The organism is Sphingosinicella sp. SM1-17 (assembly GCF_056821765.1).
Window position 1 is genome coordinate 144565 of the sequence record NZ_JBPDIO010000001.1, and the last position, 26202, is coordinate 170766.

The 26202-nt window shown below is 64.9% G+C and carries 30 protein-coding genes; 13 read left to right on the plus strand and 17 right to left on the minus strand.

Annotation, left to right across the window (positions count from 1 at the left end; translation table 11 throughout):
• The first annotated feature begins 69 nt into the window (after positions 1 to 69).
• The gene (gene bamD, locus ACRYLT_RS00710) at positions 70 to 954 is read left to right on the plus strand and encodes an outer membrane protein assembly factor BamD (RefSeq protein WP_482662195.1); all 885 of its coding nucleotides are present in this window, start codon (positions 70 to 72) and stop codon (positions 952 to 954) included.
• Between the two features lie 102 nt (positions 955 to 1056).
• Here bamD and ACRYLT_RS00715 read toward each other — a convergent pair whose 3' ends face one another.
• Both ACRYLT_RS00715 and ACRYLT_RS00720 read right to left on the minus strand, forming a co-directional pair.
• Positions 1057 to 1410, minus strand: coding sequence for a hypothetical protein (locus ACRYLT_RS00715; protein ID WP_482662196.1), 354 nt, complete (start codon positions 1408 to 1410; stop codon positions 1057 to 1059).
• Positions 1403 to 1621, minus strand: a complete 219-nt coding sequence (locus ACRYLT_RS00720) for a hypothetical protein (protein WP_482662197.1) — start codon at positions 1619 to 1621, stop codon at positions 1403 to 1405. Before ACRYLT_RS00720 ends, ACRYLT_RS00715 begins: the two co-directional genes overlap by 8 nt.
• A gap of 150 nt (positions 1622 to 1771) precedes the next feature.
• On the opposite strand from ACRYLT_RS00720, the gene ACRYLT_RS00725 reads away from it, so the two are divergent.
• Entirely contained in the window at positions 1772 to 2230 is a 459-nt protein-coding gene (locus ACRYLT_RS00725) for a DUF2267 domain-containing protein (RefSeq protein ID WP_482662198.1), read from the plus strand.
• A 75-nt stretch (positions 2231 to 2305) separates the two neighbouring features.
• On the plus strand, positions 2306 to 2704 hold the full coding sequence (locus ACRYLT_RS00730) for a PRC-barrel domain-containing protein (protein ID WP_482662199.1): 399 nt from the start codon (positions 2306 to 2308) through the stop codon (positions 2702 to 2704).
• On the opposite strand, the gene ACRYLT_RS00735 is transcribed toward ACRYLT_RS00730, so the two are convergent.
• The 3 genes from ACRYLT_RS00735 to ACRYLT_RS00745 all read right to left on the minus strand — a co-directional run bounded on the left by ACRYLT_RS00735 (position 2701) and on the right by ACRYLT_RS00745 (position 4110).
• Positions 2701 to 3171 (minus strand): OsmC family protein, encoded by a 471-nt coding sequence (locus ACRYLT_RS00735; protein ID WP_482662200.1) that lies wholly within the window; start codon positions 3169 to 3171, stop codon positions 2701 to 2703. The genes ACRYLT_RS00730 and ACRYLT_RS00735 overlap by 4 nt on opposite strands.
• A gap of 2 nt (positions 3172 to 3173) precedes the next feature.
• A complete protein-coding gene (locus ACRYLT_RS00740; protein ID WP_482662201.1) occupies positions 3174 to 3668 on the minus strand; it encodes a bactofilin family protein in 495 nt (164 codons plus the stop codon).
• Between the two features lie 70 nt (positions 3669 to 3738).
• Complete coding sequence (locus ACRYLT_RS00745) at positions 3739 to 4110, minus strand: hypothetical protein (protein WP_482662202.1); 372 nt, start codon at positions 4108 to 4110, stop codon at positions 3739 to 3741.
• A 1049-nt stretch (positions 4111 to 5159) separates the two neighbouring features.
• Between ACRYLT_RS00745 and ACRYLT_RS00750 the strand changes: the two genes are divergently transcribed.
• Entirely contained in the window at positions 5160 to 5861 is a 702-nt protein-coding gene (locus tag ACRYLT_RS00750; RefSeq protein WP_482662203.1) for a c-type cytochrome, read from the plus strand.
• A 145-nt stretch (positions 5862 to 6006) separates the two neighbouring features.
• Here the strand turns inward: ACRYLT_RS00750 and ACRYLT_RS00755 are convergent, their stop codons facing one another.
• The 3 genes from ACRYLT_RS00755 to ACRYLT_RS00765 form a co-directional block, all read right to left on the minus strand.
• The gene (locus ACRYLT_RS00755; protein WP_482662204.1) at positions 6007 to 7194 is read right to left on the minus strand and encodes an acetylornithine transaminase; all 1188 of its coding nucleotides are present in this window, start codon (positions 7192 to 7194) and stop codon (positions 6007 to 6009) included.
• A 111-nt stretch (positions 7195 to 7305) separates the two neighbouring features.
• Complete coding sequence (locus tag ACRYLT_RS00760; RefSeq protein WP_482662205.1) at positions 7306 to 7680, minus strand: hypothetical protein; 375 nt, start codon at positions 7678 to 7680, stop codon at positions 7306 to 7308.
• A 112-nt stretch (positions 7681 to 7792) separates the two neighbouring features.
• A complete protein-coding gene (locus ACRYLT_RS00765) occupies positions 7793 to 8578 on the minus strand; it encodes an ABC transporter permease (RefSeq protein ID WP_482662206.1) in 786 nt (261 codons plus the stop codon).
• Positions 8579 to 8686: 108 nt separating this feature from the next.
• Between ACRYLT_RS00765 and ACRYLT_RS00770 the strand changes: the two genes are divergently transcribed.
• Together ACRYLT_RS00770 and ACRYLT_RS00775 are read left to right on the plus strand one after the other, a co-directional pair.
• Entirely contained in the window at positions 8687 to 9349 is a 663-nt protein-coding gene (locus tag ACRYLT_RS00770) for a GcrA family cell cycle regulator (protein ID WP_482665367.1), read from the plus strand.
• A 138-nt stretch (positions 9350 to 9487) separates the two neighbouring features.
• Positions 9488 to 9661, plus strand: coding sequence for a hypothetical protein (locus ACRYLT_RS00775; protein ID WP_482662207.1), 174 nt, complete (start codon positions 9488 to 9490; stop codon positions 9659 to 9661).
• Between the two features lie 243 nt (positions 9662 to 9904).
• Here ACRYLT_RS00775 and ACRYLT_RS00780 read toward each other — a convergent pair whose 3' ends face one another.
• Positions 9905 to 10405 (minus strand): Hsp20/alpha crystallin family protein, encoded by a 501-nt coding sequence (locus ACRYLT_RS00780; RefSeq protein ID WP_482662208.1) that lies wholly within the window; start codon positions 10403 to 10405, stop codon positions 9905 to 9907.
• Between the two features lie 89 nt (positions 10406 to 10494).
• Positions 10495 to 10992: an Hsp20 family protein gene (locus tag ACRYLT_RS00785; protein WP_482662209.1), complete on the minus strand. Its 498-nt coding sequence runs from the start codon at positions 10990 to 10992 to the stop codon at positions 10495 to 10497.
• Between the two features lie 311 nt (positions 10993 to 11303).
• On the opposite strand from ACRYLT_RS00785, the gene parE reads away from it, so the two are divergent.
• Genes parE through ACRYLT_RS00800 form a run of 3 tightly spaced genes read left to right on the plus strand, consistent with a single transcriptional unit; the run spans position 11304 to position 14327 of the window.
• Positions 11304 to 13280 (plus strand): DNA topoisomerase IV subunit B, encoded by a 1977-nt coding sequence (parE, locus tag ACRYLT_RS00790; RefSeq protein WP_482662210.1) that lies wholly within the window; start codon positions 11304 to 11306, stop codon positions 13278 to 13280.
• Positions 13277 to 14017, plus strand: a complete 741-nt coding sequence (locus ACRYLT_RS00795; protein WP_482662211.1) for a 2OG-Fe(II) oxygenase — start codon at positions 13277 to 13279, stop codon at positions 14015 to 14017. Before parE ends, ACRYLT_RS00795 begins: the two co-directional genes overlap by 4 nt.
• Before the next feature lie 4 nt (positions 14018 to 14021).
• Positions 14022 to 14327, plus strand: a complete 306-nt coding sequence (locus ACRYLT_RS00800) for a hypothetical protein (RefSeq protein ID WP_482662212.1) — start codon at positions 14022 to 14024, stop codon at positions 14325 to 14327.
• Here the strand turns inward: ACRYLT_RS00800 and ACRYLT_RS00805 are convergent.
• The gene (locus tag ACRYLT_RS00805) at positions 14322 to 14585 is read right to left on the minus strand and encodes a hypothetical protein (RefSeq protein WP_482662213.1); all 264 of its coding nucleotides are present in this window, start codon (positions 14583 to 14585) and stop codon (positions 14322 to 14324) included. The two genes, ACRYLT_RS00800 and ACRYLT_RS00805, sit on opposite strands and share 6 nt — an antisense overlap.
• 82 nt (positions 14586 to 14667) lie before the next feature.
• Here ACRYLT_RS00805 and ACRYLT_RS00810 point away from each other — a divergent pair, with 82 nt between their 5' ends.
• Positions 14668 to 15945, plus strand: coding sequence for a serine hydrolase (locus ACRYLT_RS00810; protein ID WP_482662214.1), 1278 nt, complete (start codon positions 14668 to 14670; stop codon positions 15943 to 15945).
• Here ACRYLT_RS00810 and apaG read toward each other — a convergent pair.
• The 5 genes from apaG to ACRYLT_RS00835 form a co-directional block, all read right to left on the minus strand.
• The gene (gene apaG, locus ACRYLT_RS00815) at positions 15942 to 16364 is read right to left on the minus strand and encodes a Co2+/Mg2+ efflux protein ApaG (RefSeq protein WP_482662215.1); all 423 of its coding nucleotides are present in this window, start codon (positions 16362 to 16364) and stop codon (positions 15942 to 15944) included. The two genes, ACRYLT_RS00810 and apaG, sit on opposite strands and share 4 nt — an antisense overlap.
• Positions 16365 to 16395: 31 nt before the next feature.
• A complete protein-coding gene (recO, locus tag ACRYLT_RS00820; RefSeq protein ID WP_482662216.1) occupies positions 16396 to 16995 on the minus strand; it encodes a DNA repair protein RecO in 600 nt (199 codons plus the stop codon).
• A gap of 2 nt (positions 16996 to 16997) precedes the next feature.
• Positions 16998 to 18932, minus strand: a complete 1935-nt coding sequence (uvrC, locus tag ACRYLT_RS00825) for an excinuclease ABC subunit UvrC (RefSeq protein WP_482662217.1) — start codon at positions 18930 to 18932, stop codon at positions 16998 to 17000.
• Positions 18933 to 19017: 85 nt separating this feature from the next.
• Entirely contained in the window at positions 19018 to 19995 is a 978-nt protein-coding gene (locus ACRYLT_RS00830; protein WP_482662218.1) for a diacylglycerol/lipid kinase family protein, read from the minus strand.
• Between the two features lie 3 nt (positions 19996 to 19998).
• Positions 19999 to 20496, minus strand: coding sequence for a DUF2141 domain-containing protein (locus ACRYLT_RS00835; RefSeq protein WP_482662219.1), 498 nt, complete (start codon positions 20494 to 20496; stop codon positions 19999 to 20001).
• A gap of 118 nt (positions 20497 to 20614) precedes the next feature.
• Between ACRYLT_RS00835 and lptF the strand changes: the two genes are divergently transcribed.
• From lptF to ACRYLT_RS00850, 3 genes are read left to right on the plus strand one after another with little or no spacing between them, the layout of a single operon-like run.
• A complete protein-coding gene (gene lptF / locus ACRYLT_RS00840; protein ID WP_482662220.1) occupies positions 20615 to 21829 on the plus strand; it encodes an LPS export ABC transporter permease LptF in 1215 nt (404 codons plus the stop codon).
• Positions 21829 to 22923, plus strand: a complete 1095-nt coding sequence (gene lptG / locus ACRYLT_RS00845; protein ID WP_482665368.1) for an LPS export ABC transporter permease LptG — start codon at positions 21829 to 21831, stop codon at positions 22921 to 22923. Before lptF ends, lptG begins: the two co-directional genes overlap by 1 nt.
• The gene (locus ACRYLT_RS00850) at positions 22920 to 24428 is read left to right on the plus strand and encodes a lipopolysaccharide biosynthesis protein (protein WP_482662221.1); all 1509 of its coding nucleotides are present in this window, start codon (positions 22920 to 22922) and stop codon (positions 24426 to 24428) included. Before lptG ends, ACRYLT_RS00850 begins: the two co-directional genes overlap by 4 nt.
• 4 nt (positions 24429 to 24432) lie before the next feature.
• Here the strand turns inward: ACRYLT_RS00850 and ACRYLT_RS00855 are convergent, their stop codons facing one another.
• Positions 24433 to 26109: a serine hydrolase domain-containing protein gene (locus ACRYLT_RS00855; RefSeq protein ID WP_482662222.1), complete on the minus strand. Its 1677-nt coding sequence runs from the start codon at positions 26107 to 26109 to the stop codon at positions 24433 to 24435.
• Positions 26110 to 26202 lie beyond the last annotated feature (93 nt).

The following is a 26202-nucleotide window of genomic DNA, read 5'->3' on the forward strand; positions in this document are numbered from 1 at the left end:
GCCTTAAGGCTGGCGACAGCCACAATGTTTCACTAAGGCGGCCTTGGGCTAAGCTTTGCGGGGAATATCATGCGTTTTCATCTTCTTGGTCTGATTCTGCTTGCCGGAGTTGCAGCGCCAGCCGCGGCTCAGCGAGCAGAACCCGTGGAGCAGCGCGTCGACCGGCTTGAGCGGGAATTGCGGGCGGTCCAGCGGCGCGTCTTTCCGAACGGCCGCACTCAGTTCGTCGAACCCGAGATTGGACCCGAACGGCCGGCCTCGCCCACGATCCAGCCTACCGGGGATGCTCTTTCAAGCCTGGCGGCGCGACTCGACGCGCTTGAGGCGCAGCTTCGCACGCTCACCGGCCAGGTCGAGGAGCAGGGGTTCCGCACTCGCCAGGTGGAGGACCAGCTCGCCCGTCTTCGCACCGACCTGCAGGGTCGGCTCGACCGTATCGAACAGCAGGCACGGCCGGCGGAACAGCCTCCGGCTTCCGCAACTGTGCCCGCTCCGCCCGCGACGAGCCCGCGTGAGGCCGAACCGGCTCCGGCGACCTCGTCTGGCGGCGACGCGGCCGAGGAGGCGTACAATGCCGGGTACAGGCTCTGGAACGAGCGCCGCTATGCCGAGGCTCAACAGGCCCTCGAAGCGGCCGCCACTCAGCATCCGAACAGCCGCTGGACGAGCTGGATGCGCAACTTGCAGGGACGCGCCTATCTTGATGACAACAAGCCCGCCACGGCGGCGCGCATCCTGCTGGAAAATTATCAGAGCAACCCACGTGGCGAGCGCGCCGCAGACAGCCTGTTCTTCCTTGGCCAGGCCTTGACCCGTCTCAACCGGCGCGCCGAAGCCTGTCGGGTCTATGACGAACTCGAGCAGGTCTATCCTAACATGCGCGACTTCATTCGAACGCGGCTGCCCGATGCCCGCTCTGCAGCTCGCTGCACGGGTGGCTCCGCGACCCGCTAGGTTCGCGAGCGCGCAGATCGGCTGAAGGCGGTTAGGTTCGCGACGTCGCTGACCGAATGGGCGTGGCGAGTGCGATCAGACGGAGAGGTCCGCCGGCACCGGTTACGGCCCCCCACCGCCGAGGTCGCCGCTGTCGTTGGGCGAACCTGAGCCGATCGATCCTCGGCCGGCGCCTGCACCGATCGCCTCCCCTCCCGTTGGTGAGCCGTTGAAGCTGCGGGCTGCGGCGAGCTTGCCCGCGCCGAGCGCATCGCCGTCGTCACCCGAGGCGGCCGAGGCGACAGCCTTCTCGCGATCGCGGGTTCCGCCCGAAGCCTCGCCCGAGCCGGCGACGCTCCCGCCACCACTCGATCCGCCGGTGCCGTCCAGCCCTTCACTTTCCCGCCGCTGCAGTTCCGCGCCATTCAGACCGCCGCCGATTGCGCCCGCTTGCCGGCCAGTCTCGCGCTCATCCATGGGCTTCCTCCTCCGTCCGACGTCCCTGCGCCTGCGGGTCGCGGCTGCTGCCGCCAGGGTGGCGCTGCCCGCCGACACCGGCATCGCCGTGCGGCTGGTTCGACTCACCGCCGGCTGGCATCGGCCGACGGGTGTCGGTGCCCGCTCCGATCGGCCCGTCCTGCGGGCCGTCTTCACCCAGTCGATCCTTTTCTTCGATTCGCTTGCTCATCCTGTCCTCCTTTCCACCCCAACGGTTGAGCCATCGCTGCCGCTCCGCCTCCGGTCGAATGCGGCGAACGCTTCGCCCGCAATCTTGGGAACGGCCGCGGCCTATTCTCGTTGGCCAATGAGCGAGGGTTCAAGAAAAGGAGGTTCTCTCATGAGCGCCACCGGCCTCGATGTTTTCGACAAGACGCTTCAGACCACGAACATGTGGCTCAACGAGATCATGGATCGGCTCGGCGCCGATCGGCAGGCCGCCTGGAAAGTGTTGTCGATCGTCCTTCACAAGCTGAGGGACCGATTGCCAGTCGACCTTGCGGCTCATCTTGGGGCGCAACTGCCATTGCTGGTGCGTGGCGTCTATTATGATCAGTTCGTGCCCGCTCGGCTGCCGCTCGATTGCCACACGCCGGAGCAGTTTCGAGCCGAAGTCGCGGAATGGCTTGCCGACATCCGCCCGGTGGATCCCGACGAAGCGATTGCGGCCGTCTTTGCCGTGCTCGACCGCCATTTGTCGGCGGGGCAGCTTGCGAAGGTACGCAACGCCCTTCCCAGAGGCCTGAAGATGGTGTGGGACGGCGCCGACGCTCGGCTTCTCGCTGAGGCCGGCGCCTAGGCGTCGGGAACGTACCCCCGCAGCCACGAATCTGCTATACGGACTTGGCGGGGGGGGCCTCGAAGGAGACCCTCAATGTCTCAACAACCGAGTCCGTTGCTCGAGCAGGAGCAAGCTCTGGACCATCAGCATCGCCTGATTTCTTCGCGACGAGTTGAAGGCACGCCTGTCTACAACCGCTTCGACCAGCGGCTGGGGTCGATCCATTCCGTGATGATCGACAAGACAAGCGGCCAGGTCGCCTATGCCGTGCTGTCGTTCGGCGGCTTCCTCGGTCTGCGAGAGCATGTGCATCCGGTACCCTGGGAGGTTCTGACCTACAGCGTCGATCTCGACGCTTATGTGGTCGATCTTACCCGGGACCAGCTCAAGACCGCTCCCACCCTTCGACTCGATCAGGCCGATCGTCCGCAGCCGAGCGACTATGAAGAAGTGTCGGGCTATTATTCCAAACTGCCTTGGTGGGGTCTCTAGGCTGACTGGCGCTCCGATCGGGATTCGACCACTATGTCGGTCCTGACGGAATTGGCGATGAAGCAGCGCTCGTGCGCCTCGTGGTGAAGCCGGTCGAGTTCGGCGGAGTCGGGCACGCGCCCGACAAAGGATATTTCGGGTCGGAGGGTGATTCTGGTAATTGCCATTCGCCCCGGAGCGATCCGACCCATTTCCGCTTCGGCCTCGTCCGAATAGCTCTCGACATCCAATCCAGCATCGCGGGCGAGATTGAGGAACCAGAGCATGTGGCAGGACGAGACTGCCGCCAGCAAGGCTTCCTCAGGATCGACCGCAGCCGGATCGGACATCGGCAACGGCACCACGTCGGGCGACGAGGAAGCCGGAACCGTCGCGCCGCCGTCGAACCGCCATTCATGGCGGCGGCTGTAGCGCCCAGAGGCGAATTGGCCATCTGAATGCCAGACGATGAGGGCGCTGTGCTTCATGATCAGTTCGCCGTCGGCTTCCTTTCTGCAAGGGGCGGAAAGAGTCCTCCATCTTTGGCGGACTTGGCGGTCGGCTCCGGCTCCGCCGGAGTGGCGATGAGAACTTCCGCGGCTGAATTGCCCGATACCAGTGCCTCGCGCCGGGCCAGCCGGCCATCGATTCGGCCGCCGGCGGCGATGCTGATCGTCTCGTAAGTGACGTCGCCGGTAATCCGCGCGCTGGCTTCGACGATCAGCGTGCCGGCATTGACCGTGCCCTCGACCAACCCAGCCAGCCGCGCCTCGTCCGCGACGATGTCGCCCGCTATCGTACCGGTTCGCCCCTGGCACAGGTTGGCCGCGCGAACATGGCCATTGATCCGGCCTTCGACGTGAAGTTGCGCGTCGGTCGCGACATCGCCGCCGATCGTTACTTCCGGCCCGATGAAGGAAAGCCCGGGCGCGGATTTGCCAGACCGCCCGGGACTACCCGAGGCAGCGTCTTTGCGTGAGAACATGTCCGGCGCCTCCCCTCGCCCGCCGCGACTATTGCCGCGGGCAGAATCGAGATCAAGGGCGGTCGGCCGATCAGCGGCGATTTTCCTTCTCGCCGGAGAGGGGACTGACGCCTCCCGGCGGGCGATCGTCCGGCGTTCGAGTTTCTGCACGAACTCCACCCATTCCGCCCGGGTCACCGGGATCGATCGGATTGGGAGGGGCGCCGCTCCCTTCGGTGCTGAGCCGCCCGCTATTCGCCACGGACGAACCGGTGCCGCCAATCCGGTCACCGCCGCCCTCCCCGATTGCTTGCTCCCGGGACGCATCTCCGGCCGCGAGGCTTTCTTCCCCCTCGTTCTCGCGCGGAATGCGCTCCGGGCCGTCAGGGGTGGCGTCCAGCGGCCCCGTACCGGCCGTCCCACCGGTGCCACCCCCGATTGCCGGCTTGTTCTCCTCCGCCATGTCGCGTTCCTTTCCGATGTCGATGACGGAAAGCCAACGCCGCGCCGGGGCGGCCGTTCCTGGTGAGCAGTGACGAGTTTCGAAGGCCATGGCCCGGAAACAGTAATGGGGGCTGGCGTCTCCGCCAGCCCCCACTGTCCCGTCGCGGGTGGACACCAAGCCTGGGAGGCGAGGCAGTCCGCTCTGGGCGTTTTCGAGGGCGGTCTCGGGCCTGAGCTCGATGCCGTTCCTCCGGGATCCTTCGCCAAGCTCTCGCTCCGCTCAGGTTTGCCCCGCGGGCTCCCCGTCAGGGCCGAAGCCCTGGCGGTTCGCCGCTCGGCAGATCAGGAGGACCGGGGTTCTCCTGCTCCCTGCCCGCGCTGCTCCCTTCCGCCGAAGCTTGGAGACCAGTGACAGGCAGGTTACCTTGGCCGAAGCCTTAGTTCTGCCTGGCAGTCCATGAGCCGAAGCCCTGGGGCTGCCGATGCAGTTCCGGGCGAACCCTTCCCTGCGCAACGGTCCCAAGCCGGGGCTGGGTACCGCCGATCGCAGTGCGTTGATCCGAAGATCCCGCGTGCTGCCGACAGATCCGACCAAGTCTGACCTGCCTTTCAGCTCCTCGTGCCCGGAGGCCGTAGGAACAAGGTGGGCGCTTCACGAAGCCTGCCGCTTTCGCATCCGCTAAAGGGCGAGCCCGCAGCTTCCGCATGGCGGCGGCTTCGTCAGCCGCCCGGCCTTCGCTCTTCCGTCCGACCGCCTGGTGGGGCGATTCGACGGCTTCGCTCGGGCTGTGACTGGAAGCTTTCGCTCCGGCCACGTCCGAAAGCTGTCACGAAAAGTGATTCGCCCCAAGCCCCTTGAGCCTGTGGATAACGAGGATAGCGGGTATAAGTGAGAGTCGGGATTCCGACGCGTGGCGCTCCTAGCGGGCAGATTCGCGACGTGCAAGAAGGACGATGCTGCTGGAAAGCCGCGGCTTGCGGCGGCGGGCCGGCCCGCATAAAGGGGCGCCAGTCAGCTGTTCAGGCTCGGCCCGGCGCGGCCGCATTTTCTCGGAGGTTCTTGGCGGGATGGACAATCGCTTCAACACGATTGCGGGCTGGGTTCTGGGCTCGGGCATCGTCCTGCTCGGAGCGTCATTGGTTACTGGTGAGCTGTTCCATTCCGAGCGGCCCGAAACTATGGGCTATCCGATCGAAGGCGTCGTCGAAGAAGGCGGGGACGGCGAAGCGGCCGAGCCGCCGATCGCGGCGCTACTCCAGACCGCCGATGCTTCCGCCGGCGAAGCTGTGTTCCGCAAGTGCGCAGCTTGCCATACGATCAATCAGGGCGGCGCCAACGGCCTCGGCCCGAATCTCTGGGGAACGATGGGCGCTCAGGTCGCTCAGGTCGCCGGCTATTCCTATTCCGACGCTCTTCGTTCCAAGGGCGGCACCTGGACGTGGGAAGCCATGAACGAATGGCTTCGCAGCCCCCGAAGCTTCGCGCCAGGCACCAAGATGACGTTCGCGGGTCTCAGCAACCCTGAGGACCGCGCCAATCTGCTCGCTTATATGAATGCTCAGGGCGGCAACCTTCAGATCCCGCCGCCGCCGGCGGCCGACAGCCCGGCACAGAATGCCGCCGAAGCCTCCGACCTGCCCGCCCAGGGCGACCGCGGCCAGGACCAGCCGCAGCTCGATCCCGCCACCACGCCGCGGACGGAAGGCACCGTGAAGGGCCCCGGAGCACCCGACACTTCGGGTCGCACGGTTCAGGAGACCGGCCGCTAGGCACGGCTGGACTCCACAGCGCCGATAGCTGCGCCGGGCATTCGGGCAGAACGGCGCGCGCTCTTCTAGCAGTCCAGCTCAGGTCGCGGTTCGGGCGAAGCCTCGCTTGACACTTCTGGCAAGGGTCGCGTCGCCGCGAGGCCGCTCAGGCGGCCTGCGGCACCTCATAGGCTCGAGCCGCCTCTGATAGCTTCTCGATGAACTCGGCGATGTGCGCTTCCTCGATCACCAGCGGAGGCAGCACGCGCATCACATTGTCGCCAGCGGCGACGGTGAGAAGGCCATGCTCGCGCAGGTGGGTGACAAAGGCTCGACTGTCGCTCTTCATCCGGATCCCGAGCATGAGACCGATGCCACGAACGCTTTCGAACAGATGGTCGTGGTTGGGAATCAGCTGTTCGAGCGCGCCGCGCAGGCGCTCTCCCATGCGGGTGACGTGACTGAGGAATTCGTCATTGGCCACCACATCGAGCACGGCCTGGCCGGCGGCGCAGGCAAGCGGGTTGCCGCCATAGGTGGAACCGTGGGTTCCGATCACCATCCCGGCCGCCGCCTTTTCCGTCGCAAGGCAGGCGCCCATCGGGAATCCGCCGCCAATGCCCTTCGCGGCCGCCATGATGTCCGGCTGGATTCCATATTGTTCATAGGCGAACATCGTCCCGGTTCGGGCGAAGCCGCACTGGACCTCGTCGAGAATCAGCATCAGATCATTCTCGTCCGCCAGCTGCCGAAGGCCCTTCATGAAGGATTCGCTCGCTGGCCTGATCCCGCCTTCCCCCTGAACCGGCTCCACGAGAAAACCGGCCGTGTGCGGTCCCATCGCTGCCTTGGCGGCATCGAGATTGTCGAATTCCACAACGGTGAAGCCGGGCAATAGCGGCGCAAAGCCGTCCCGGAGCTTTTCCTGGTTCGTCGCGCTGATCGTGCCGAGCGTTCGGCCATGAAAGGCGCTGGAGAAAGTGATCAGCTCGTGCTTCTCCGGATTTCCATGATGGTGATGATAACGGCGAGCCGTCTTGATCGCACACTCCACCGCCTCTGCGCCCGAATTGGTGAGGAAGACGGTGTCGGCGAAGGTGAGGTCGACCAGCCGCTGGGCATAGGCTTCGCCTTGTGGCGAGCCGTACAGGTTCGATACGTGGATCAGAGTCGCGGCCTGGTCCTGGATCGCCTTGGTGAGCACGGGATGGCCATGGCCGAGCAGATTGACGGCGATCCCGCTGGCAAAGTCGAGATACTTCTCGCCCTTCTCGCCAAAAAGATAGACGCCCTCCCCTCGGACTGGCCGCACTGGCGAGCGCGGATAGACGGGCATGAGCGGCGTTATGGCCATGTGACGATCCTCAAGGCTGAAAGCGAGAAGGCGGCCCTCAAGGACCGCCTTCCACCTCTTAGAGAGTGAGCCGAGGCGTCGTCAATGCGACGCCCGCTTCGGAGCCGCCGGCTACCAGCGACGACCGTCGCGGTCCCATCGTTCGAAGCGCAGGCGCTGCTCGACGCGATCGATTCGGACCCGAAGCTCATGCACCTCACGATTGCTCAGGCCGTTGCGGGAAGCGCGATAGAGGCGGTGGCGAATTCGGTTGGCTTCGCGGCGGAGGCCGAAAGCCTCGCGCGGGGAAATGAATCCGCGTCGCGCCGACCGGTCGATCCGTACCTGGACCCGATCCAGATCGCGCAATAGAAACTGCGCAGCCCGGCGGTCGCGCCGGTCATCGCGATGATCCCAGCCTCTGTCATGATCACGATATTGGGCGGCAGCCGGAACAGCGGTCAGCGTCGCGGTCGCCACGGCAAAGCAAATCAGCATCTTACGCATGTCTACTACTCCTGCTGCACCATGCAGGATCGACTTACGGCCGATTCGCTGTGACGGCGCTGAATGAAGCCGACAGCATCTGTTCAGCTTCAGAGCGCTTTCTATGAACAGGTCAGGCCTTCAGCTTCCAGCCGCTGCGGAGCAGAGTGAAGCAGAGCGCGCCCAGCACAAGGTTGATGACCAGGAGGATGATGGCGCCGAACCCAACCGGTGAGTCCGCCACTCCGAGAAATCCGTAGCGAAAGCCGGAAATGATATAGAAGAAGGGATTGGCATGGCTGATCGCGCGAAACACCGGCGACAGCGCCTCGACCGAATAGAAGGTCCCGGAAAGCAGCGAGAGCGGAGCCACCACGAAATTGGTCACGGCGGCGGCATGATCGAACTTCTCGGCCCAGACGGAAGTGATCAGGCCCAGGAAGCCGAGCATCATGCTGCCCATCAAGCCGAACCAGAAGATAGCGAGCGGATGGCTCGGGAAGACGTGCACTCCGGGCCAGGCGAGCATCGCCAGCCAAACCGCAAAACCTACCAGAAAGGCCCGGGTGACGGCCGCTCCGATGAGCCCGGTGATCAACTCCCCGACCGACAGAGGCGGCATGAGATAATCCACGATCGTTCCCTGGATCTTCCCGACGAGGAGCGAGAAGCTCGAATTGGCGAAGCTGTTCTGGATCATCCCCATGACGATCAGCCCCGGGGCGAGGAAATCGGCGAAAGGAACGCCGAGCACCGATCGGCCCTCGCGGCCGAGGGCGACGGTGAAAATCACCAGAAACAGCATGGTGGTGACGGCAGGAGCCCAGATCGTCTGCAGCTGGACCTTGAAGAAACGCCGCACCTCCTTCACATAGAGCGTTCCAAGGCCGCCCCAATTGACGTTCCTGATGACAGGCACGCCGGGGGCGGCTCGAACCCAATTCGAAGGCTGGTCGTTCACAGGCGCCGTGGCTAGTCGCAGTCGCCGGGCGGAGCAAGCCGTGAAGCTGGAGGACAAGTGACGCAAATGTCGTGGACGGACGAGCGGATCGAACGGCTCAAGGAGCTGTGGAGCCGGGGAATGACGGCGAGTCAGATCGCCGATGAGCTTGGCGGAGTGTCGCGCAACGCCGTGATCGGCAAGGCACACCGACTTGGGCTCCAGTCGCGGCCTTCGCCAGTCAAGGCGAACGAGGGCGAAGCTGATGAAGCCGCGCCCGTCACGCCACCGCCGCCGCCCGCAGCAGCCAAGCCCGAACCGCGGCCTGCTCCCGCCCGCTCGGCGCCCGAGCCGCAACCAGAAGCGGAAGTGGCACCGCCGGCGCCGCCCGCTGCCTCACCGCCGCCGCCGCAGCCTCAGATCCGTTCGATCGGGCCCGGCGGGTTCGTTCGGCAGGGACCGGGGGACCAGCAGGCGCCGATACCACCCGCGCCACCCCGTCGCCTGGTGCCCGCGAAGCCCAGCCCGGAAATCGCCGACAAGACGAGCCTGCTCGATCTCAACGAGAAGATCTGCAAGTGGCCGATCGGTCATCCCGGCGAGCCGGACTTCCACTTCTGCGGCAAGCCGTCCAATCCCGGCTTTCCTTACTGCGTGGAACATTGCGGCGTTGCCTATCAGGCACAACTTCCGCGACGCGACCGGAAACCTGCTCCGCCCCTTCCGTTCGGTGGTCCGCGGGTAAGATAAGGGCAAGCAATTCAGCGGCTTGCCCAAATTCAGGTTAAGCTGAATCTCAGGAACGGCCGAAGCCATTTCCGCGTTCTTCCTCTAGTTCCGGATGCGAAAGCACCCGGTCCAGCAATCGACCAGGAGAACAAGCAGAAAATGGCCGGTAAGGACGTTCACTATTACGAGCGGCGGGCGGAAGCTGAAATCACGATGGCACAACGTGCGGAGGACAGCCGCGCCGTTCAGGCGCATTATGAACTTGCCACCGCCTATCTCGACCTGATCCACGGCGACTCGCCGGAAGCAGCGCCGAACTTTCTCGGTTCCTGAAGTCTCGGGGGGCGGCTCTTGGGTCGCTCCTTGCCTGCCAGCTCCAGGTCGTGGCCGCGTCACGGCCCTGCATATTGGCGGAAGAACTCTGCTCAGCGTTAACCGTCGTTTGCGGCAGGCGATGACGGCGCGCCTCCTCGAGAAACGACCGCAAGCCGGGCTCGATGTCGTGCGACCGGACCGAGCATGACCAGACTGCCGATGCCGCTTCCGGGCCGATCAGGCCCGGAAGCTCAAGGGTCGTCAGTGCCGAGTCTCGGCATTGATCGGGATCCTGCGACTGCGAGTCGCTTCCGGCGACTTCGGCATGCGGACCGTCAGCATGCCGTCGCGGAAGTTCGCCTCGCAACGCGAGTCATCGGATCCGTCCGGGAGCGCGATGCGGCGTTCGAACCGGCCATAATAGCGTTCGGACCAGCCGCGGTCGCGATCCTGATGCTCGCTCTTCCGCTCGCCGCGGATGGAAAGGATGCCGTCCTGCACATGCAGCTCGACGTCCTTCTCGTTCATTCCCGGCAGCTCGACGGTGATCCGGACCTCGTCGTCCGTGTCGCTCACTTCGATGCTCGGCCAGCTCATCATCCTGCTCCAGCCGCCGCTGAACAACGGAGCGCTGAAGACGTCTTCGAACAGCCGGTCCATTTCGTTACGAAGCCTGAAGAAGGGGCTCCTTTCCTCGTCCCGATACATCGCAGGCATCCTGCTTTCCTGCCGGCCCCACGGGATCAAATCACGCATGGCCATGATCTTCCTCCTTTGTTGCTGACAGTGGACGAGAAGGCGGCTCCCCCGGCGCTCGCGCACCGGAGGCTACCGCTTGGGGGCTTGGCCGATCAGGCGGCCTCGAGCTCCCTGCTGTTGTCGTTTTCGACCTGCTTGGCCGTGGCCTCGCTCTCCAGCTGGCGCACGGAACCACCGCCGATCTCGATCTTGCGGGGCTTCATCTCCTCGGGAATTTCCCGCTGCAGTTCGATCGACAGGATCCCGTCGCGAAGCTCGGCGCCCTTGACCTGGACATAGTCGGCCAGGCCGAAACGACGCTCGAACGCGCGAGCGGCGATGCCGCGATGGATGTAGCGGCCCTCATCCTCGTCCCGCTTGCGGCCGGAGACGATCAGAAGGTTCTGCTGTGCGGTGACGTCGATCTCGTCGGGACGGAACCCGGCCACCGCCAGAGTGATCCGATAACTGTCCTCGCCCTCCCGGATCAGGTCGAAGGGCGGATAGTTGTCACTGATCTGGTTCGGAATGCTGCTTTCCAGCAGGTCGAACAGCCGGTCGAAGCCGACGGTCGAGCGCCGGAAAGGCGTGAAGTCGAAACTGCTTCTCATAGCCATGTCCTCCTTTGAGCAACGTGGTTCCAAAAGAGGGGGCAGCTGAAGAGAGCGGCTGCCCTCCTCGCCGGACCCGACAAGGCGTCCGACAGAACCGATATGGTTCACGCATGAGACAATTCAAGGCCTGATTGGCTCGTTTGGCTATCAGTGCGCCACCGGGCCAGGGCGCAGCCCGCTCACGCAGCTCTGCAGTTTTCCGGGTGTGCTCAATGGCTCCTGATCAATTGGCAAGGGCCGCAGCCGATTGTGGACAGAACAGGCCAAGAACCTTGCTCCTGGAACTCCCCGCCCCCTATAGCTGACCCATGTCAGACCTGTTCGCGTCTTCCGCCCACGCATCGACCGACTACGACGCCCATTCCATCGAGGTGCTGGAGGGGCTCGAACCTGTTCGCCGGCGCCCGGGCATGTATATCGGCGGCACCGACGAGCGGGCGCTCCATCACCTTGCCGCCGAGGTGCTCGACAACAGCATGGACGAGGCGGTGGCTGGTCACGCCACCCGGATCGAGGTCAGTCTGGAGGCCGGCAACAAGCTGACCATCATCGACAATGGCCGTGGAATTCCGATCGACCAGCATCCCAAATATCCGGGCAAATCTGCGCTCGAAGTGATCCTGACCATGCTCCATTCCGGCGGCAAGTTCTCGAACAAGGCTTATGCCACGTCCGGCGGCCTTCACGGCGTCGGGGTCAGCGTCGTCAATGCGCTGTCGAGCGAAACGGTGGTCGAGGTAGCCCGCAACCGGGAAGCGTTTCGCCAAACCTTCGCCAAGGGACACGTCACCTCTCCGCTGACGCCGCTCGGGCCCACGCCCAACCGCCGCGGCACCAAGATCAGCTTCACGCCCGACCCGGAAATTTTCGGGGAGGAGGCGAAGTTCCGGCCGGCGCGGCTTTACCGGCTTGCCCGCTCAAAGGCCTATCTGTTCGCCGGCGTGGAGATACGCTGGCGATGCGATCCTTCGCTGATCAGCGACGACACTCCTTCCGAGGCCGCGTTCCAGTTTCCGGGGGGACTGGCCGACCATCTCAAAGAGCAGATCGGCGAGCGCGAGACGGCGACCAACGCGCCGTTCGTCGGCAAGCATGACTTCCCGGACGGCCAGGGTTCGGTCGAGTGGGCGGTGGCCTGGCCGATCTGGGGCGACGGCAACGCTTCCTATTACTGCAACACGATTCCTACACCGGATGGCGGGACCCACGAGCAGGGGCTGCGCAATGCTCTGACCCGCGGCCTTCGCGCCTTCGGCGAACTCGTCGGCCTGAAGAAGGCCAAGGACATTCAGGCGGAGGACGTCGTCACCGGTGCCGAGATCATGCTTTCGGTCTTCATCCGGGATCCTCAGTTCCAGAGCCAGACCAAGGATCGTCTCACCTCGCCGGACGCGGCTCGGCTGGTCGAGAATGCGGTCCGGGACCATTTCGACCATTTCCTGGCCGACCATATGGAGCGTGGCCGAGCCTTGCTGGGCTTCGTTCTCGACCGGATGGACGAGCGACTGAAGCGTCGCGCAGAGCGTGAGATCAAACGCAAGACCGCGACGTCCCACCGCAAGCTCCGCCTGCCGGGCAAGCTCACCGACTGCGCCAACGACGATCCCAGAGGCACCGAGCTGTTCATCGTCGAAGGAGACAGCGCCGGCGGGTCGGCCAAGCAGGCGCGCGACCGGAAGACTCAAGCGATCCTTCCGATCCGCGGCAAGATCCTCAACGTGGCCGCGGCCACCGCCGACAAGATCCGGGCCAACCAGGAGGTCGCCGACCTCATCCAGGCACTGGGCTGCGGGACCCGCGATCGCTGCAACCCCGACGACCTCAGATATGAGCGAGTCATCATCATGACCGACGCCGATGTCGACGGTGCGCACATCGCGACCTTGCTGATGACCTTCTTCTTCCAGGAGATGCCCGAACTGGTGAAGCGCGGACACTTGTTCCTCGCTCAGCCACCGCTCTACCGTCTCTCCGCTGGCGGAACTGTGGCTTATGCCCGCGACGACGCGCATCGCGCCGAGCTTGAGCGCGACCTGTTCAAGGGCAGGAAAGTTGAGGTATCCCGCTTCAAGGGCCTAGGCGAAATGAACCCGCAGCAGCTCAAGGAGACGACGATGGACCCGAAGAGCCGCGGGCTCATCCGGATCACCTTGCCGCAGGATTATGAGGATCGCGCCGTCGTCAAGGACCTCGTCGATCGGCTGATGGGCCGCAATCCCGAACATCGCTTCGCCTTCATTCAGAGCCACGCCGCCGAACTGGACGAAGAGGCGATCGACGCATGAGCGGCCCCATACCTTTGTTCGAACTCAACCCGGGCCTGAATCGGAAAGCCCTGGCCCGAAACTTCGCGCGCGATCGGCGAATCCAGATCCGCGACGTGCTGACTGAGCGGACGGCCAACGAGGTCCGACGCGTCCTGCAGCATCGCACGTCCTGGGGAGTGGCGTGGCAAGCGGGTGAGACGGACGGCCCGCACCCGATCAAGGCCGAGGAACTGGTGCGGATGACGCCGCAGCAGAATGCGGAGATCGGGCAAAAGCTGATGCGCGCGATGAGCGGGCGTGACTACGCCTTTGTCTATTCTCATTTCCCGATCCTCAACGCCTATCAGGAAAAGTGGGACGAAGGCTCGCCCCACGACCTGCTGATGGAACATATCAACGCCGAGCCGTTCATGGATTTCGTGCGCGAGGTGACGGGATTTTCGACTCTCACCAAGGCGGATGCGCAGGCAACCCTCTATCGGCCGAGCCACTTCCTCGCCCTTCACGACGACAGCCATGTCGCGGAGGGTTGGCGGGTCGCCTATGTGCTGAACCTGACCAGCGAAGAATGGCGGCCCGAATGGGGCGGCTATCTCCAATTCTATGACGAAGAAGGCGACGTGGTCGCCGGCTTCAAGCCGCGCTTCAACTCGCTCAACCTCTTTGCGGTGCCGCAGAAGCATTGCGTCACCTACGTGCCGCCCTTCGCGCCGCTGGCGCGCTATGCCATAACCGGCTGGTTCAGGGACTGGTGAAGAGGTGCTGAAAGGCTGGACCCTGGCTCGTGCCACCGCCGCGGGCATTGCGGCCGGAATCGCCGCCCTCCTGATTGCGGCGCTCATCGACGTCTGGCCGGAGGGTCTCTTCTATCCCTACGTCGCCCTGCTGCTTGCGACAGCCGTTTGCGGCGCCTCGATTCTGTGGATCACCGCCACCGATATGCGCGTGCGTGGCACCACCGGGCGGATGCGGCCGATCCGCGGCTTCGACCTGGCGGTCGGCCTGGCGCTGCTTCTGCCCTCGCTTTACGCCCTGCGCGGAATCTGGCCTGAACTCGGGCTATGAGCCGACGCCCTCGCCGGCCTCGGCGAGCGCCGCCTCGATCATCCTTTCCCAGGTCTGGACATCACCGGCTGCCGCCATCGCCGGATCCGGCTCGCGCATGGTCCGGATGATCGAAAGCGCGTCGGCGCGATAGTCGCGCCAGATCGCGTCGATCCGTTCGCCCGCGGAGGAATCGTCGCCACCCGCATTGATGCTGACGACCCTTCCCGCAATTACCCGCGAAATCCGCTCGACCAGACTAGTGTTCGAAACCGGCATGCTTCGTCTCCCGATGCTTTCGTGCCTGTAACGGTGGAGCGGCCCGGCGGTTTCGCCTAGCATCTCCCCGGGGAGAAGAAGCATGGCGCCACGATTCATATTCGCAGTGCTGGCGTTGATCGGACTTGCCTCGACCGCGCGTGCGCAGGAGGCAAGTCCGGAGCTGAGGAGCCGGGGCGAGCAGGTGGTGGCGCTGCTGCACGGCCGAGGCAATCCCGCCGAAATGTTCACTTCCGAGTTCCTCGCTCAGGTCCCAGTGGCTCAGATCCGCGGCATTTCCCAGCAGCTTGCCGCCCAATATGGCGCTCCTCGAGGACTGGCCCGGATCGAGGCTCAGTCGCCGAGATCGGGCGTGCTGCATATCAACTATGATCGTGCCGTGCTTCGGCTCAACATCGCGCTGGAACCGCAGCCACCCCACCAAATTGCCGGACTCCTTGTGATCGGCGCGGACCTGCTCGGCGACAGCCTCGAGGCGGTCATCCAGGAGATCGGCTCGCTGCCGGGCGAAACCTCAATCGCGGTGGCTCGGCTCGACGGTGCCGCCCCACAGATCCTCGCCGGGATCGAGCCGGACCGGCCGCTGGCCATCGGCTCCACCTTCAAGCTGTTCATCCTTGCCGAACTTTCGCGTCAGGTTCGGGCCGGTCATCGCCGCTGGAGCGATGTGGTCGAACTTGACCGCCGCTCGCTTCCTTCCGGCTCGCTGCAGAATTGGCCCCAGGGCTCGCCGCTGACCCTGCACACGCTCGCGGCGCTGATGATCTCGGTCAGCGACAATACTGCCACCGATATGCTCCTGCACCTCCTTGGAAGGGAGAATGTCGAGCGGATGATGACGATGATCGGGGTGGAATCGGCGCCCCGCAATCGGCCACTGCTCTCCACGCTCGAACTCTCTGCAATCAAGACCGCACCAGAAGCCGCGGTAGAGGCGTGGCGGACGGCGAACGAGGCTCGGCGCCGGCAGCTGCTCGCCTCTGAATATGCTTCGGTCGATGCGAGCCGGATGGATTTTTCCCGCTACACCGGTGCGCCGCTTCATATCCAAAGCGTCGAATGGTTTGCCTCGGCCTCTGATCTGGTCCGGACGATGAACTGGCTGCGACTCAACGGCGACGAGGCCGCTCGCGCCATTCTTGCCATCAATTCCGGCGTTGGGCCGGCGGTGCGCGCCGAATTGCCCTATCTTGGATATAAGGGCGGCTCAGAGCCGGGCGTTCTCAACCTGACTTGGCTGGCGCGCAACCGGGCCGGCACCTGGTACGTCGTCACAGGAAGCTGGAACAACCCCGCCGCGCCGGTCGACGAGGATCGCTTCATCGGCCTGATGAGCCGCGCCCTCCAGCTGGCGCGCTAGCCGGAAACGGCCGGAGCGATGAGCGGAAATCGGGGAATCGCCACGTCGAACGTCGAGCCGTCCGCCCCGACCATGAAATAGCGGCCCTCCATTGCGCCGGTCGGCGTGTTGAGCGGGCATCCCGAAACATAATCGAAGGATCCGCCCGGCTCGAGTACCGGCTGCTCCCCGACGACGCCTTCGCCGCGCACTTCGTGGGAACTGCCGCGGCCGTCGCTGATGATCCATTCGCGGCTGACCAGCTGGACCGCCGAAGCGCCGCCATTCTCGATTCGGATGTGGTAGGCCCAGAACCACCGTCCCTTCCCCGGCTCCGACTGCTCGGGAAGATAGCTTACCGACACCCGGACCGTGATGTCGCGGGTGGTGGCGCTGTGCGGGAAGAACTTGGCCGCGCTTTCGGAGAAGGACTCTTTCACATACTCCTCCTGTAACGCCGCGGTGAATGGGTCAACCGTCCATCCTCTTCAGCCGCTCGATCAGCCTCTCCCGAGCGGCGAGTGCCTCGCCGCGGCGTCCGGTCAGCAGGTCACGTTCGAGCCGCTCGCCACACCGTCGAAGCGCTTGCCAGTCGATCCCGGCGCCGCTCGGCGGGAGGCTGCCGGCCCCAAATCCGGTCTCGCCGAGCAGCAATTGCTCGTAGCGGATCAGAGCCACAACCCAGCCGCGGGCGCTCGGCGCCGATTCGATCGCGGTGAGCAATCCGTCGAGTCCGTCATAGAGACGCGGATAAGGCTGGCCTTCGGGAAGGGCCGTCGCCGTGAGCGTACAGGCCCATTCTATGCCGGCCGCAGCGAGCGCCTCCGAAAGAAGGAAGGCGCGGCTGTGGATCATTTCCACGCTCAGGTGGGGAAGCTGCTCCTCCGAGCGGGAACGATACTCGGCCTGCACCAGATTGCCGGGTACCAGCACCGGTCGAAGTCGCCTCGACTTGCCGCCACGGACATAACCGGCCTGCACCCCCTCTGCCCGGGTCAACGCCCGAGCGATCGCGCCATGCTCGCCATGGCCCCGAACGGCAATGACGATGGCTTCGGTCTCGAGCCTCATCGTCAACCGCCCGGATGGAAGAAGTCGTAGATCCCCCTTGCCGTGGCGCGGGAGATGCCGGGAACCTTCTCCAGATCCTCCAGGGCAGCGCTTTTCACCGCTCGAGCCGTTCCGAAATGCATGAGCAGGGCGCGCTTGCGGCCGGGACCGATACCCGGCACCTCGTCGAGCGGGCTGGCGGCCATGCTCTTCGCCCGCTTCTGCCGGTGCGCGCCGATGGCGAAGCGATGCGCCTCGTCGCGAAGCCGTTGCAGGTAGAAAAGAACGGGGGAGTTGGGAGGAAGGGTGATTTCCCGACCGCCCGGCAGATGGAACACCTCGCGCCCGGCATTTCGGTCCGGGCCCTTGGCGACGCTGACCACCGGCACGTCCTGAACCCCGGCATCTTCGAGCACTTCGCAGACGGCGGAGAGCTGCCCCTTGCCGCCGTCGATCAACAGGAGATCGGGCCATTCTCCACGGCTCCGGTCAGGATCCTCCTTTTCCAGTCTCGCGAAACGTCGCGAGAGAACCTCGCGCATCATCGCGAAATCGTCGCCGGGAGCGGTTTCCGGGCGCTTGATGTTGAACTTGCGATAGGCATTCTTGCGGAAACCCTCCGGACCCGCGACGATCATCGCACCGACGGCGTTGGTTCCCATGACGTGGCTGTTGTCATAGACTTCGATGCGCTGCGGAGGCTCGGGCAGCTCGAACAACTCGGCAATCTCGCGAAGATTCCTGGCCTGAGTCGAGCTTTCGGCCAGACGCCGGTCGAGCTCTTCCTCGGCATTGCGCTTCGCCTGCCGGATCATTCGCGCCTGCTCGCCGCGCTGGGGCGTCTTCAGCAGCACCTTGCGATCGGAGCGGGCGGTGAAGGCTTCCGAAAGAAGCTCCGCCTCAGGCAGTGGCCGGTCGGTCAGGATCAGGCGCGGCGGCGGCACTTCCTCGTAGAACTGGGCCAGGAAGCTCTGCAGCACTTCGGCTTCGGGAACATCGCTGGTGTGAGCTGGAAAGAAGCTGCGATGGCCCCAATTCTGCCCCCCGCGGATGAAGAATGCCTGGATGCACATCGCCCCGCCTTTGGAGGCGAGCGCGAAGAGGTCGGCATCGCCCAGCCGCTCGGCATGAATGGCCTGGCTCCCCTGGATGAACGTCAAGGCACGCAGGCGGTCGCGGAAAATCGCGGCAAGCTCGAAATCCTGCCGTTCCGCCGCTTCCGCCATCAGCGAGCCAAGCTTCTGCTGGATCTTGGTCGAACGGCCGGAAAGGAAGTCCTTGGCGTCGCGGACCAGCTCCTCATAGCCCGCCTCGTCGATCCGGCCGACGCAGGGGGCGCTGCAGCGACGGATCTGGTGCAGGAGGCACGGCCGCGAGCGATTGGCGAAGAAGCTGTCGGTGCAGCTCCTCAAAAGAAAGACTTTCTGCAGCGAGTTCAGCGTCTCGCGCACCGAGCCGGCGCTTGCGAAGGGACCGAAATACTGCCCCTTGTAGCGCCGCGCGCCGCGATGGAGCTGGACCCGCGGAAAGTCGTGATCCTCCCTCAGAAGGATGAACGGAAAGCTTTTGTCGTCGCGGAGGAGGACATTGTAGGGCGGGCGGTACCGCTTGATCAGCTGCGCCTCCAGCAGGAGGGCTTCCGCCTCGCTGTTGGTGGTGACGATCTGCATCGAGCGCGTCTGCGCAATCATTCGCTGCAGTCGCTTCGACTGCCGATTCACCTGCGTATATTGGTTGACCCGGTTCTTCAGGGCCCTGGCCTTGCCGACATACAGAACGTCGCCGCGCGCATCGAGCATCCGGTAGACTCCCGGGCGAACCGGGAGGGTCTTCACGACCGCCCGGACGGCGGCAATGCCTGCCTCCAGATCGGGCGCGTCGGCGCCGCGAACCGTATAGGTGGCCTTTTCCTCGTTGAAACGGGTGGGGGCGTCGGGTTTCTCAGTCACGTCACCCATTTAGGGTCTGGCGAGCGCAACGACCATAACGGACCGATAAAGCAGCAGCTTGTTCCGCGGCTCCTCGAAGCCGTCTCCTCCACCGTCAGACGGCAAGCCTAAGGAACGGAACCGGCGCGGTCGGGCGAAGCACGATCGGTCGGTCGTCATTGGCCTCGAACAGCTCACCGTCGAGGATCACGCTGGAATGAGCGCCTTCGATCCGGATTTCGTCACCGCGCTCGAGATGAACTCCGCTAAGCCGATAGCGGCCGAGCCGGCCCCGAATGGAGGCGACGAGCGCCCGGACGAGCGCCGGCAAACTCCGTTCGATGACGAGGAGCTGCATCGATCCCGTCGCCTTCTCCGAACCGGGCATGTGACCGCTGAACAGAAGCCGCTGCAACGTTGTCACCATAAGGAAGGCGAAGCTTCCCTGAAGCACCCCACGCTTCAGCACCGACACCTTCACCGGCTTTGGCTGCATCGGCAGGAACCTGGGTGGCCGGCCGATCAGCACGGCAAGAAGTCCGAGTACGAGAGTGATCCCGTGCGCCAGCCAGTTGGGAAGGCCGAGGGGATAGATTTTGTGCCGACAATAAAGGATCGTGTCGGCCAGCCCCGCTCCGCCAAGGAACATTCCCAGCACCGGGCGACGTCCCGGCTCGCCGTCGCTCAGCTGGATGAGCTCGCGCTGGACGATGTTCGGACTCATGTCGGTACGGGCAAGCTCCAGCACTCGCTCGAGCGCCACGATCGGATCTCCTTCCGCACCGAGGTCGTGGGCGATCAGGTTGGTCTTGCCATTGGGCAGCACCGCCACGGGAGGCCGCGACTCCGGCGCGAAATGACCGCCATGATAGAGTTCGGTCAGTGCCACCTGGACCGTGCCGTCGCCGCCGTTGATGACCAGCACCTTCGGTTTGACCCGGGCGATCGTCCTCAGCGCCGGACCGATCTGGTCCGCATGCTCGACTTCATAGTGGAAGATGTCGCGGTGCTGGGCGCAGAAACCGCGCACGCGTGGCAGCAGCGATCGGTTACCGGTCGCGCGGGGGTTCGAAAGAAGCGCGACAAGGGCCACGGCTCAGCCCCTCACCGGCCTGATCGACAGGCCGAAGCGATAGTTGAGCACTACCGAGACATTCTCGACCCCGCCGTCAACGCTGACGGCGACATTCCGGAAGTTCGGGCGAAGATTGGTCAGCGACAGGCGCGGATTACGCGAAAAGCCGCCCCCATCGCCCCAGTCATTGCCGTTGCCCGACACATCATGCCTCACCGCAACCGCATATTGGCCGGTGCGGGGCAGGCGCACGCAGATCGGCATCGGCCCTGAGCGGGTTACCGAGACGTTGATCTGCCGCACATAGCGTCCGCGTTCGAGAAACGTATCGGCGCTGTTGTAAACATTGACCCGAAGATTTCCGCGCCGCTCCTTGAAGCCGTCGACATGGACAAGCATCGCGGGACCGCTGGCGCCGCTTCGGCAATGGGCGGCATCGGGGCCCAGAGCCTGCGCGGCGGCCGGCTGTGCCGTCACCGCCAGGGCAAGCAGGGCAGCTCTTGCCGTCAGTTTCAACATGACCACTCGACTCCTGGAGGCTATAGCCCGACGCACCCGCCTGGCTGGTTGTCTCAAGCCCCCATGCATGCCAGATCGGATAAGCTTTTGGCCAAATTGTGGTCTCGGAACGACGAACTTGGGATTTGCGACACAAATCGATCGCTACCTGGCGAGACTGATCCTCGTTCCCATGGTGGGAACCCTCGTGCTCGCCGCCATGCTGCTGCTGCTCGAAAAGATGCTGCGGCTGTTCGACTTCGTCGTGAGCGAAGGCGGCCCCGTCAACGTCGTCTGGCAGATGCTCGCCAATCTGATCCCGGAATATCTCGGCCTCGGGATTCCGATCGGCCTGATGCTCGGAATTCTGCTCGCCTTCCGCCGCCTCGCCTTGTCGTCCGAACTGGATTCGCTGCGCGCCGTCGGCCTCAGCTACGGCCGACTACTGCGCGTGCCCTATTTCTACGCCCTGGTCCTGATCGCCCTCAATTTCGTGATCGTCGGCTTCATCCAGCCCAAGGCCGAATATGCCTATGCCTCGCTGCGTTTCGAGCTCAGGTCGGGCGCGCTCGGAGCGTCGGTCAAGGTCGGCGAATTCACGAACCTGGGACGGCGGACGACTCTTCGCGTGGAGCGTAGCGAGAACGAAGGCACCGATCTTTACGGAGTGTTCCTGCGGACCGAGAATCGTGAAGGCCGCACGATCGCAGTGACCGCGGATCGAGGGACGTTTCTGTCGACCGAGGACCCCAACACGATCCTGTTCCGCCTCGCCAACGGCCGTCTGGTTCATAACGAGCCAACCTATCGGACACCACGCGTGCTGAGCTTCACGAAGTACGATCTTCCGATCGACCTCCCGGCGATCGAGGCGTTCCGGCAACGCGGCAATGGCACCCAGGAACTCACCCTTCCCGAGCTGGCGCGCCTGGGACGCGACGACGCCTCGCCCGAGGAACGGCGCAATGCGGTTCGCGCCAACTTCCATTTCCGGCTGGTCGAGGTCGTGATGATGCTGATGCTTCCGCTTCTGGCCGTGGCTCTCGCCGTGCCGCCGAAGCGCAGCACGTCGGGGCTCGGCATCTTTCTCTCGATCGTGATGGTCGTCACCTACCACAAGGTGAACCAATATGCCGAGCAGATGGGTGCGCTCGGGCGGATCGACCCGCTGATCGCGCTTTGGGTGCCGTTCATTCTCTTCGCCGCGCTGATCTTCTGGATGTACTATACTCTCGCTCACAAGCCTGGCGGACAGCCGATCGGTGCCCTCGACTTCTTCTTCAGCCGCGTCGGCAAGCGGGTCGGCAGCCTCTTCAAGCGCAAGGCGAGGCACGGAATCCCCGCCGCGGCATGATCAATCTCAGATTCTTCCCGTCGCGCCTGCTGGCAATCTACATGGCGCGCCTCTTCGTGGTGCGCAGCTTCGCCGTGCTGTTTGCGCTCGTCATCGTGCTGATGACGCTGGATCTCCTGGGCAATAGCGGCGACATCCTCGCTCATCCCGGCAACGGGGATGCCGAACTATGGCGCTATGTCGGCCTTCGCGTGCCGCAGCTGATTGCCCGCTTTCTCCCATTTTCCGTTCTGCTCGGGACCTTGATCACTCTCGTCGCGCTCAATCAGCACAGCGAGATCATATCGATGAAGGCGGCGGGCGTGTCGGCGCATCAGATCATCGCGCCGCTGGTGCTGGCCGGACTTGTCGTCGCAGGTCTGAATTTCGCCTTCAACGAGCGGATCGTGACTCGCGCCACGGCGGCCCTGTCCGCCTGGGAAGCCGTCGAATATCGGCCGCTGCCGCCCACGTCGAACGTTCAGAACAATATTCGACTGCAGCATGGCGACGATCTCATCTTCGTCCAACAGGTAACCGGTCGCGGCGAACAGGTCCGACTGACCGGAGTCACCATCTACGACCGCTCCGGCGGAACTCTGCGGCGGATCCTGGAAGCCACCAACGGGCGCCGGGTCGAACGCGGCTGGGAACTCACCGATGCGACGCTGTTCAATGTCGACAGCGGTCAGCACGCGCGCATGCAACGGGTCGTTCTCGGCGAGGGGCTCCGCCCCGAACAATTCACCCTTGCCGGCGTCGATCCCGACGAACAGGACTTCTGGGAGCTGCGCCAATCGATCGCGGAGCTGCAGTCGGCCGGGCGCGCCACCGAGGCGCTTGAAGCCAGTTTGTGGCACAAGATTTCCGGACCACTTTCCACGCTGCTGATGCCCCTGCTGGCGGCGGTGGCCGCATTCGGGCTCGCCCGGTCCGGCCAGCTGTTCGTCCGGGCGGTGATCGGAATGGCGCTCGGCTTCGCCTATTTCGTGGCCGACAATTTCGCCTTGGCGATGGGGAATTTCGGTGCTTACCCGCCATTCCTCGCCGCATGGGGGCCGTTTCTCCTGTTCCTGCTGATCGGCGAAGCTGTCCTGATCCGGACCGAAGAATGAGCGCCTCGCCTGCCGTCACCCGCGGGGAGGTGGCGCGCGGTGCGGGTCTGGCCGGCCTCGCCCGTGCGGGTGCGCTGATCGAGGCGGTCGCCCAGCCGCTCTATACCTGGCTTTTCGGCCTCGCCACCTACGGCCTCTACGTCGTCCTGTGGGGAGCCGTGAGCCTCGTCACCAACATCGTCGATCTGTCGATGACGAGCGCGCTTCAGCGGGTCGTGCCCAGGCAGGATGAGGAGGCGCAGGTCCACGGTGCCGTGAAGCTGGCGCTGATCGTCTCGGTCTTGCCCGCAGCCCTGATCGCTCTCCTCGTCTCGCTAAATTCGGAAGCGGTGGCAGGGCTGCTCTCGTCGGCGCCCGAGGACCGGGAACGGCTGCCGGTCGCCGTCGCGTTGTTTGCCTGGGCCTTGCCGCTCTGGACCTTTGTCGAAGTGGCGACCTCTGCCGCTCGGGCACGGCGCGCCTTCGGCCCGGAAATCCGGCTTCGCATCTTCTGGGAACAGCTGGCGCGGATTATCTTCGCCGCAAGTTTCTTCCTGCTGGGCTTCGACAGCCTGGGCCTTGTGCTGGCGCATCTGGCTTCGCTCGTGCTCACCGCCTTGCTCTGCCTGCCCCTCCTCGCCCGCTACTATGACCTTCGGCTCCTCGCGCGGGCGCCGGTGCCGGCCGGTCTCGCGCGCGATCTGCTACATTCCGGACTGGCCCTTCTGCCGGCGAACCTGGCTCGACGGCTGCTGATCGACGCCCCTCCCGTAATCCTCAACCTGGTGCTGCCGGGTGCGCGCGGAGCGGTCGCCGCCGGACTGTTCGAAATCGCGCGCAAGCTTTCGACCGTTCCGCTGATCGTCCGCCAATCCTTTCAATATGTGCTTGGCCCGCTCTCCTCGGCGCAGGCCCACGCCGACCGAACTCAGCTGGCGCCGCTTTATCACTTCGCCAGTCGGGTCTCGACCGCACTGGTCGTTCCCCTCGCCGGTCTCCTCGTCTTCGCCGGACCCGACATTCTCAGCGTTTACCGGCCGGAGGCCATGGCCGCCTTGCCTCTGCTCTACGTGCTCGTCGCGGCGCGCGCGCTGGAAGCGATCGTCGGTCCAGCCTCGATCATCGTCGAAATGATCGGCCATCGCGCTCTTCCCCTGCTCAACAGTGCGCTCGCTCTCCTCCTCTGGGTCGGTCTGATGCTCTGGCTGGTCCCAGCCCAAGGCGCGATGGGCATGGCCCTCGCCGTGGCCGCGGCGGTCGCGACCTCCACTTACGCCGCAACCCTCGAACTCCGGTTCAGCGACGGGCTCTCGCCGTTCGACCGCAAGCTCTTCCAGGGGCTCGCCATCGCTCTGGCGGGGCTGGCGATGATGGCGGCGGGAGAATGGCTGTTCGACGGCCCCATGCGCTTCCTGCTCGTGCTGCTGATCTGGGCGGCGACGAGCTGGCTTGCCCTGCGTTACGGCCTCACCCGCGAAGACAGGCTGGCGCTTGGCGGCCTGTCGCGCCGGCTCCGGCTCGTCTGAGCCCTCAGGCGTCGGACATTCGGGCGTAGCGCGTACCGGAGTAGTTGAGGTGTTCGGGACGGCCGTTCGCAGGGTTCTCGAACCAGATTCGCTCGCTTGCGAGCGCGGGATCCGTAAAGCGCCAGCTGCCGTCCTCCCCTGCCACGAGCTGGTTGGTCCCGAGATAGAGCCCGTCGCCGACGGCATGAACGAATAGTCGCGATCCGGTCCAGGCGGCCGGACTGAAATAGGCGCCGGTCAGAGCCGCCAGCTGGGGCGCCACGGGTGAAGCGACCGGCGCTCGACCACGCCCGAAGAGCCGGTCGCCCAGTCTGAGCAGCGGTTCGTTCCCAGGAACAAGGGAAAGCGAATAGGGAGCGAGCATCGGATGGTCCGTGGCTATCGCCGCGGCGCCGGCCGGGACGAGTGGCCGTTCAAGGCCGGCAGCGGTGAGAACCAGCTTGCCGTCCCGCCGCTCGATGACGAACTCCCGGCCGTCATTGCCGACCCACCGACCGGCGAACCGGTCAGGGTCGGCTACGACCGGCTGCCACAACTGTGGCGGCTGCGGCGTCGGCTCCCCGGCAGCCGCTGCGCGCAGCAGGGCAACGGCATATTCGGTCACCTCGTTCGGGCGGTAACCCCCCGCGCCTCCGACATTGACGCTGGCATAGCAGCCGACGCCAGCCTCGGGATCAACAGTGACGGACGAGCTGAAGGCGATCATTCCTCCGGTGTGGCGCAGGCAAAGCCGGCCGCCGACGTCGAGGGTGACCAGGCCGTTGCCATAGCGCGCGCCGGGTCCGTTGGCCGGCGAGTCGATCGTCGGCGTTCGGAAACGCTCCGCCAGGGCATCCGAAAAGAGCGGGGCGCCCTTTCCTCGCCCGATTTCGACCAGCTGTCGAAGATAGTGCACCATGTCGTTGGCGCTGGCCGACACCGAACCGGAGGCGCTGTGGAAATCCATCCAGCGTCCGGCGGTGAGTCGGGCACCGGGCATCCACGGCAGATCCTCGCGCAGGCGTACATGGCCGACGGCGAAGGCCGGCCGATCAGCCATCCGGATGGTCGGACGGGCGCCCGTCATCCCGATCGGCCCGAGTACGAGATCGTGCAATGCCCTCGGATAGGGCATCCCGGCGGCACGCTCGACGATGGCGCCGATCAGCGCATAGCCGAGATTGCAGTAGGAGTAGCGTGTGCCCGGAGCGAAGCCGGTCCAGAGACGTCCACCGGGGACCTGAAGGAAGCCGGTCCGATCGAGGCTGTTGGGCAGCCCCGAGCTATGTTCGAGCAGATGACGAAGGGTGATCGGCTCGCTCGGCAGCGGAATGTCGGGCAGAAGGTCCTGCGCCCGCGCCTCGAGATCCACGCGGCCCCGGTCGGCCAGGGCGAACAGCGCCATTGCGGCGAGCGACTTGGTGATGGAACCGATCTGGAAGAGGTGATCCGCAGTTGCCGGAATGCCGCGCGCGGCATCGCTCAGGCCTGCAGCGAAGGCCGAGCTATACCCCCCAGGGCCGACCAGGGCGATGCTCATCCCGGGAAAGCCGTTCAAGCCGAGCACCGACTGTGCGAAGGCGTGGACCTTGTCCCGTACCGAGGCGAGCGCCACCGGACGTGCCCAGGCTTCTCCCGGAAGCAGGGAAACCGCACCTCCCGCACCCAGTGCTGCCACCATTTCCCGGCGTGTCAGTTCCATCCCGTCCCCCGTGCCGACCGATGGAGCTTAGCTCGGCGCCGGAGCCACGCAAGCACCTCGACTTGCGCCACGCCGTTCGGCGTCTATGTGCCA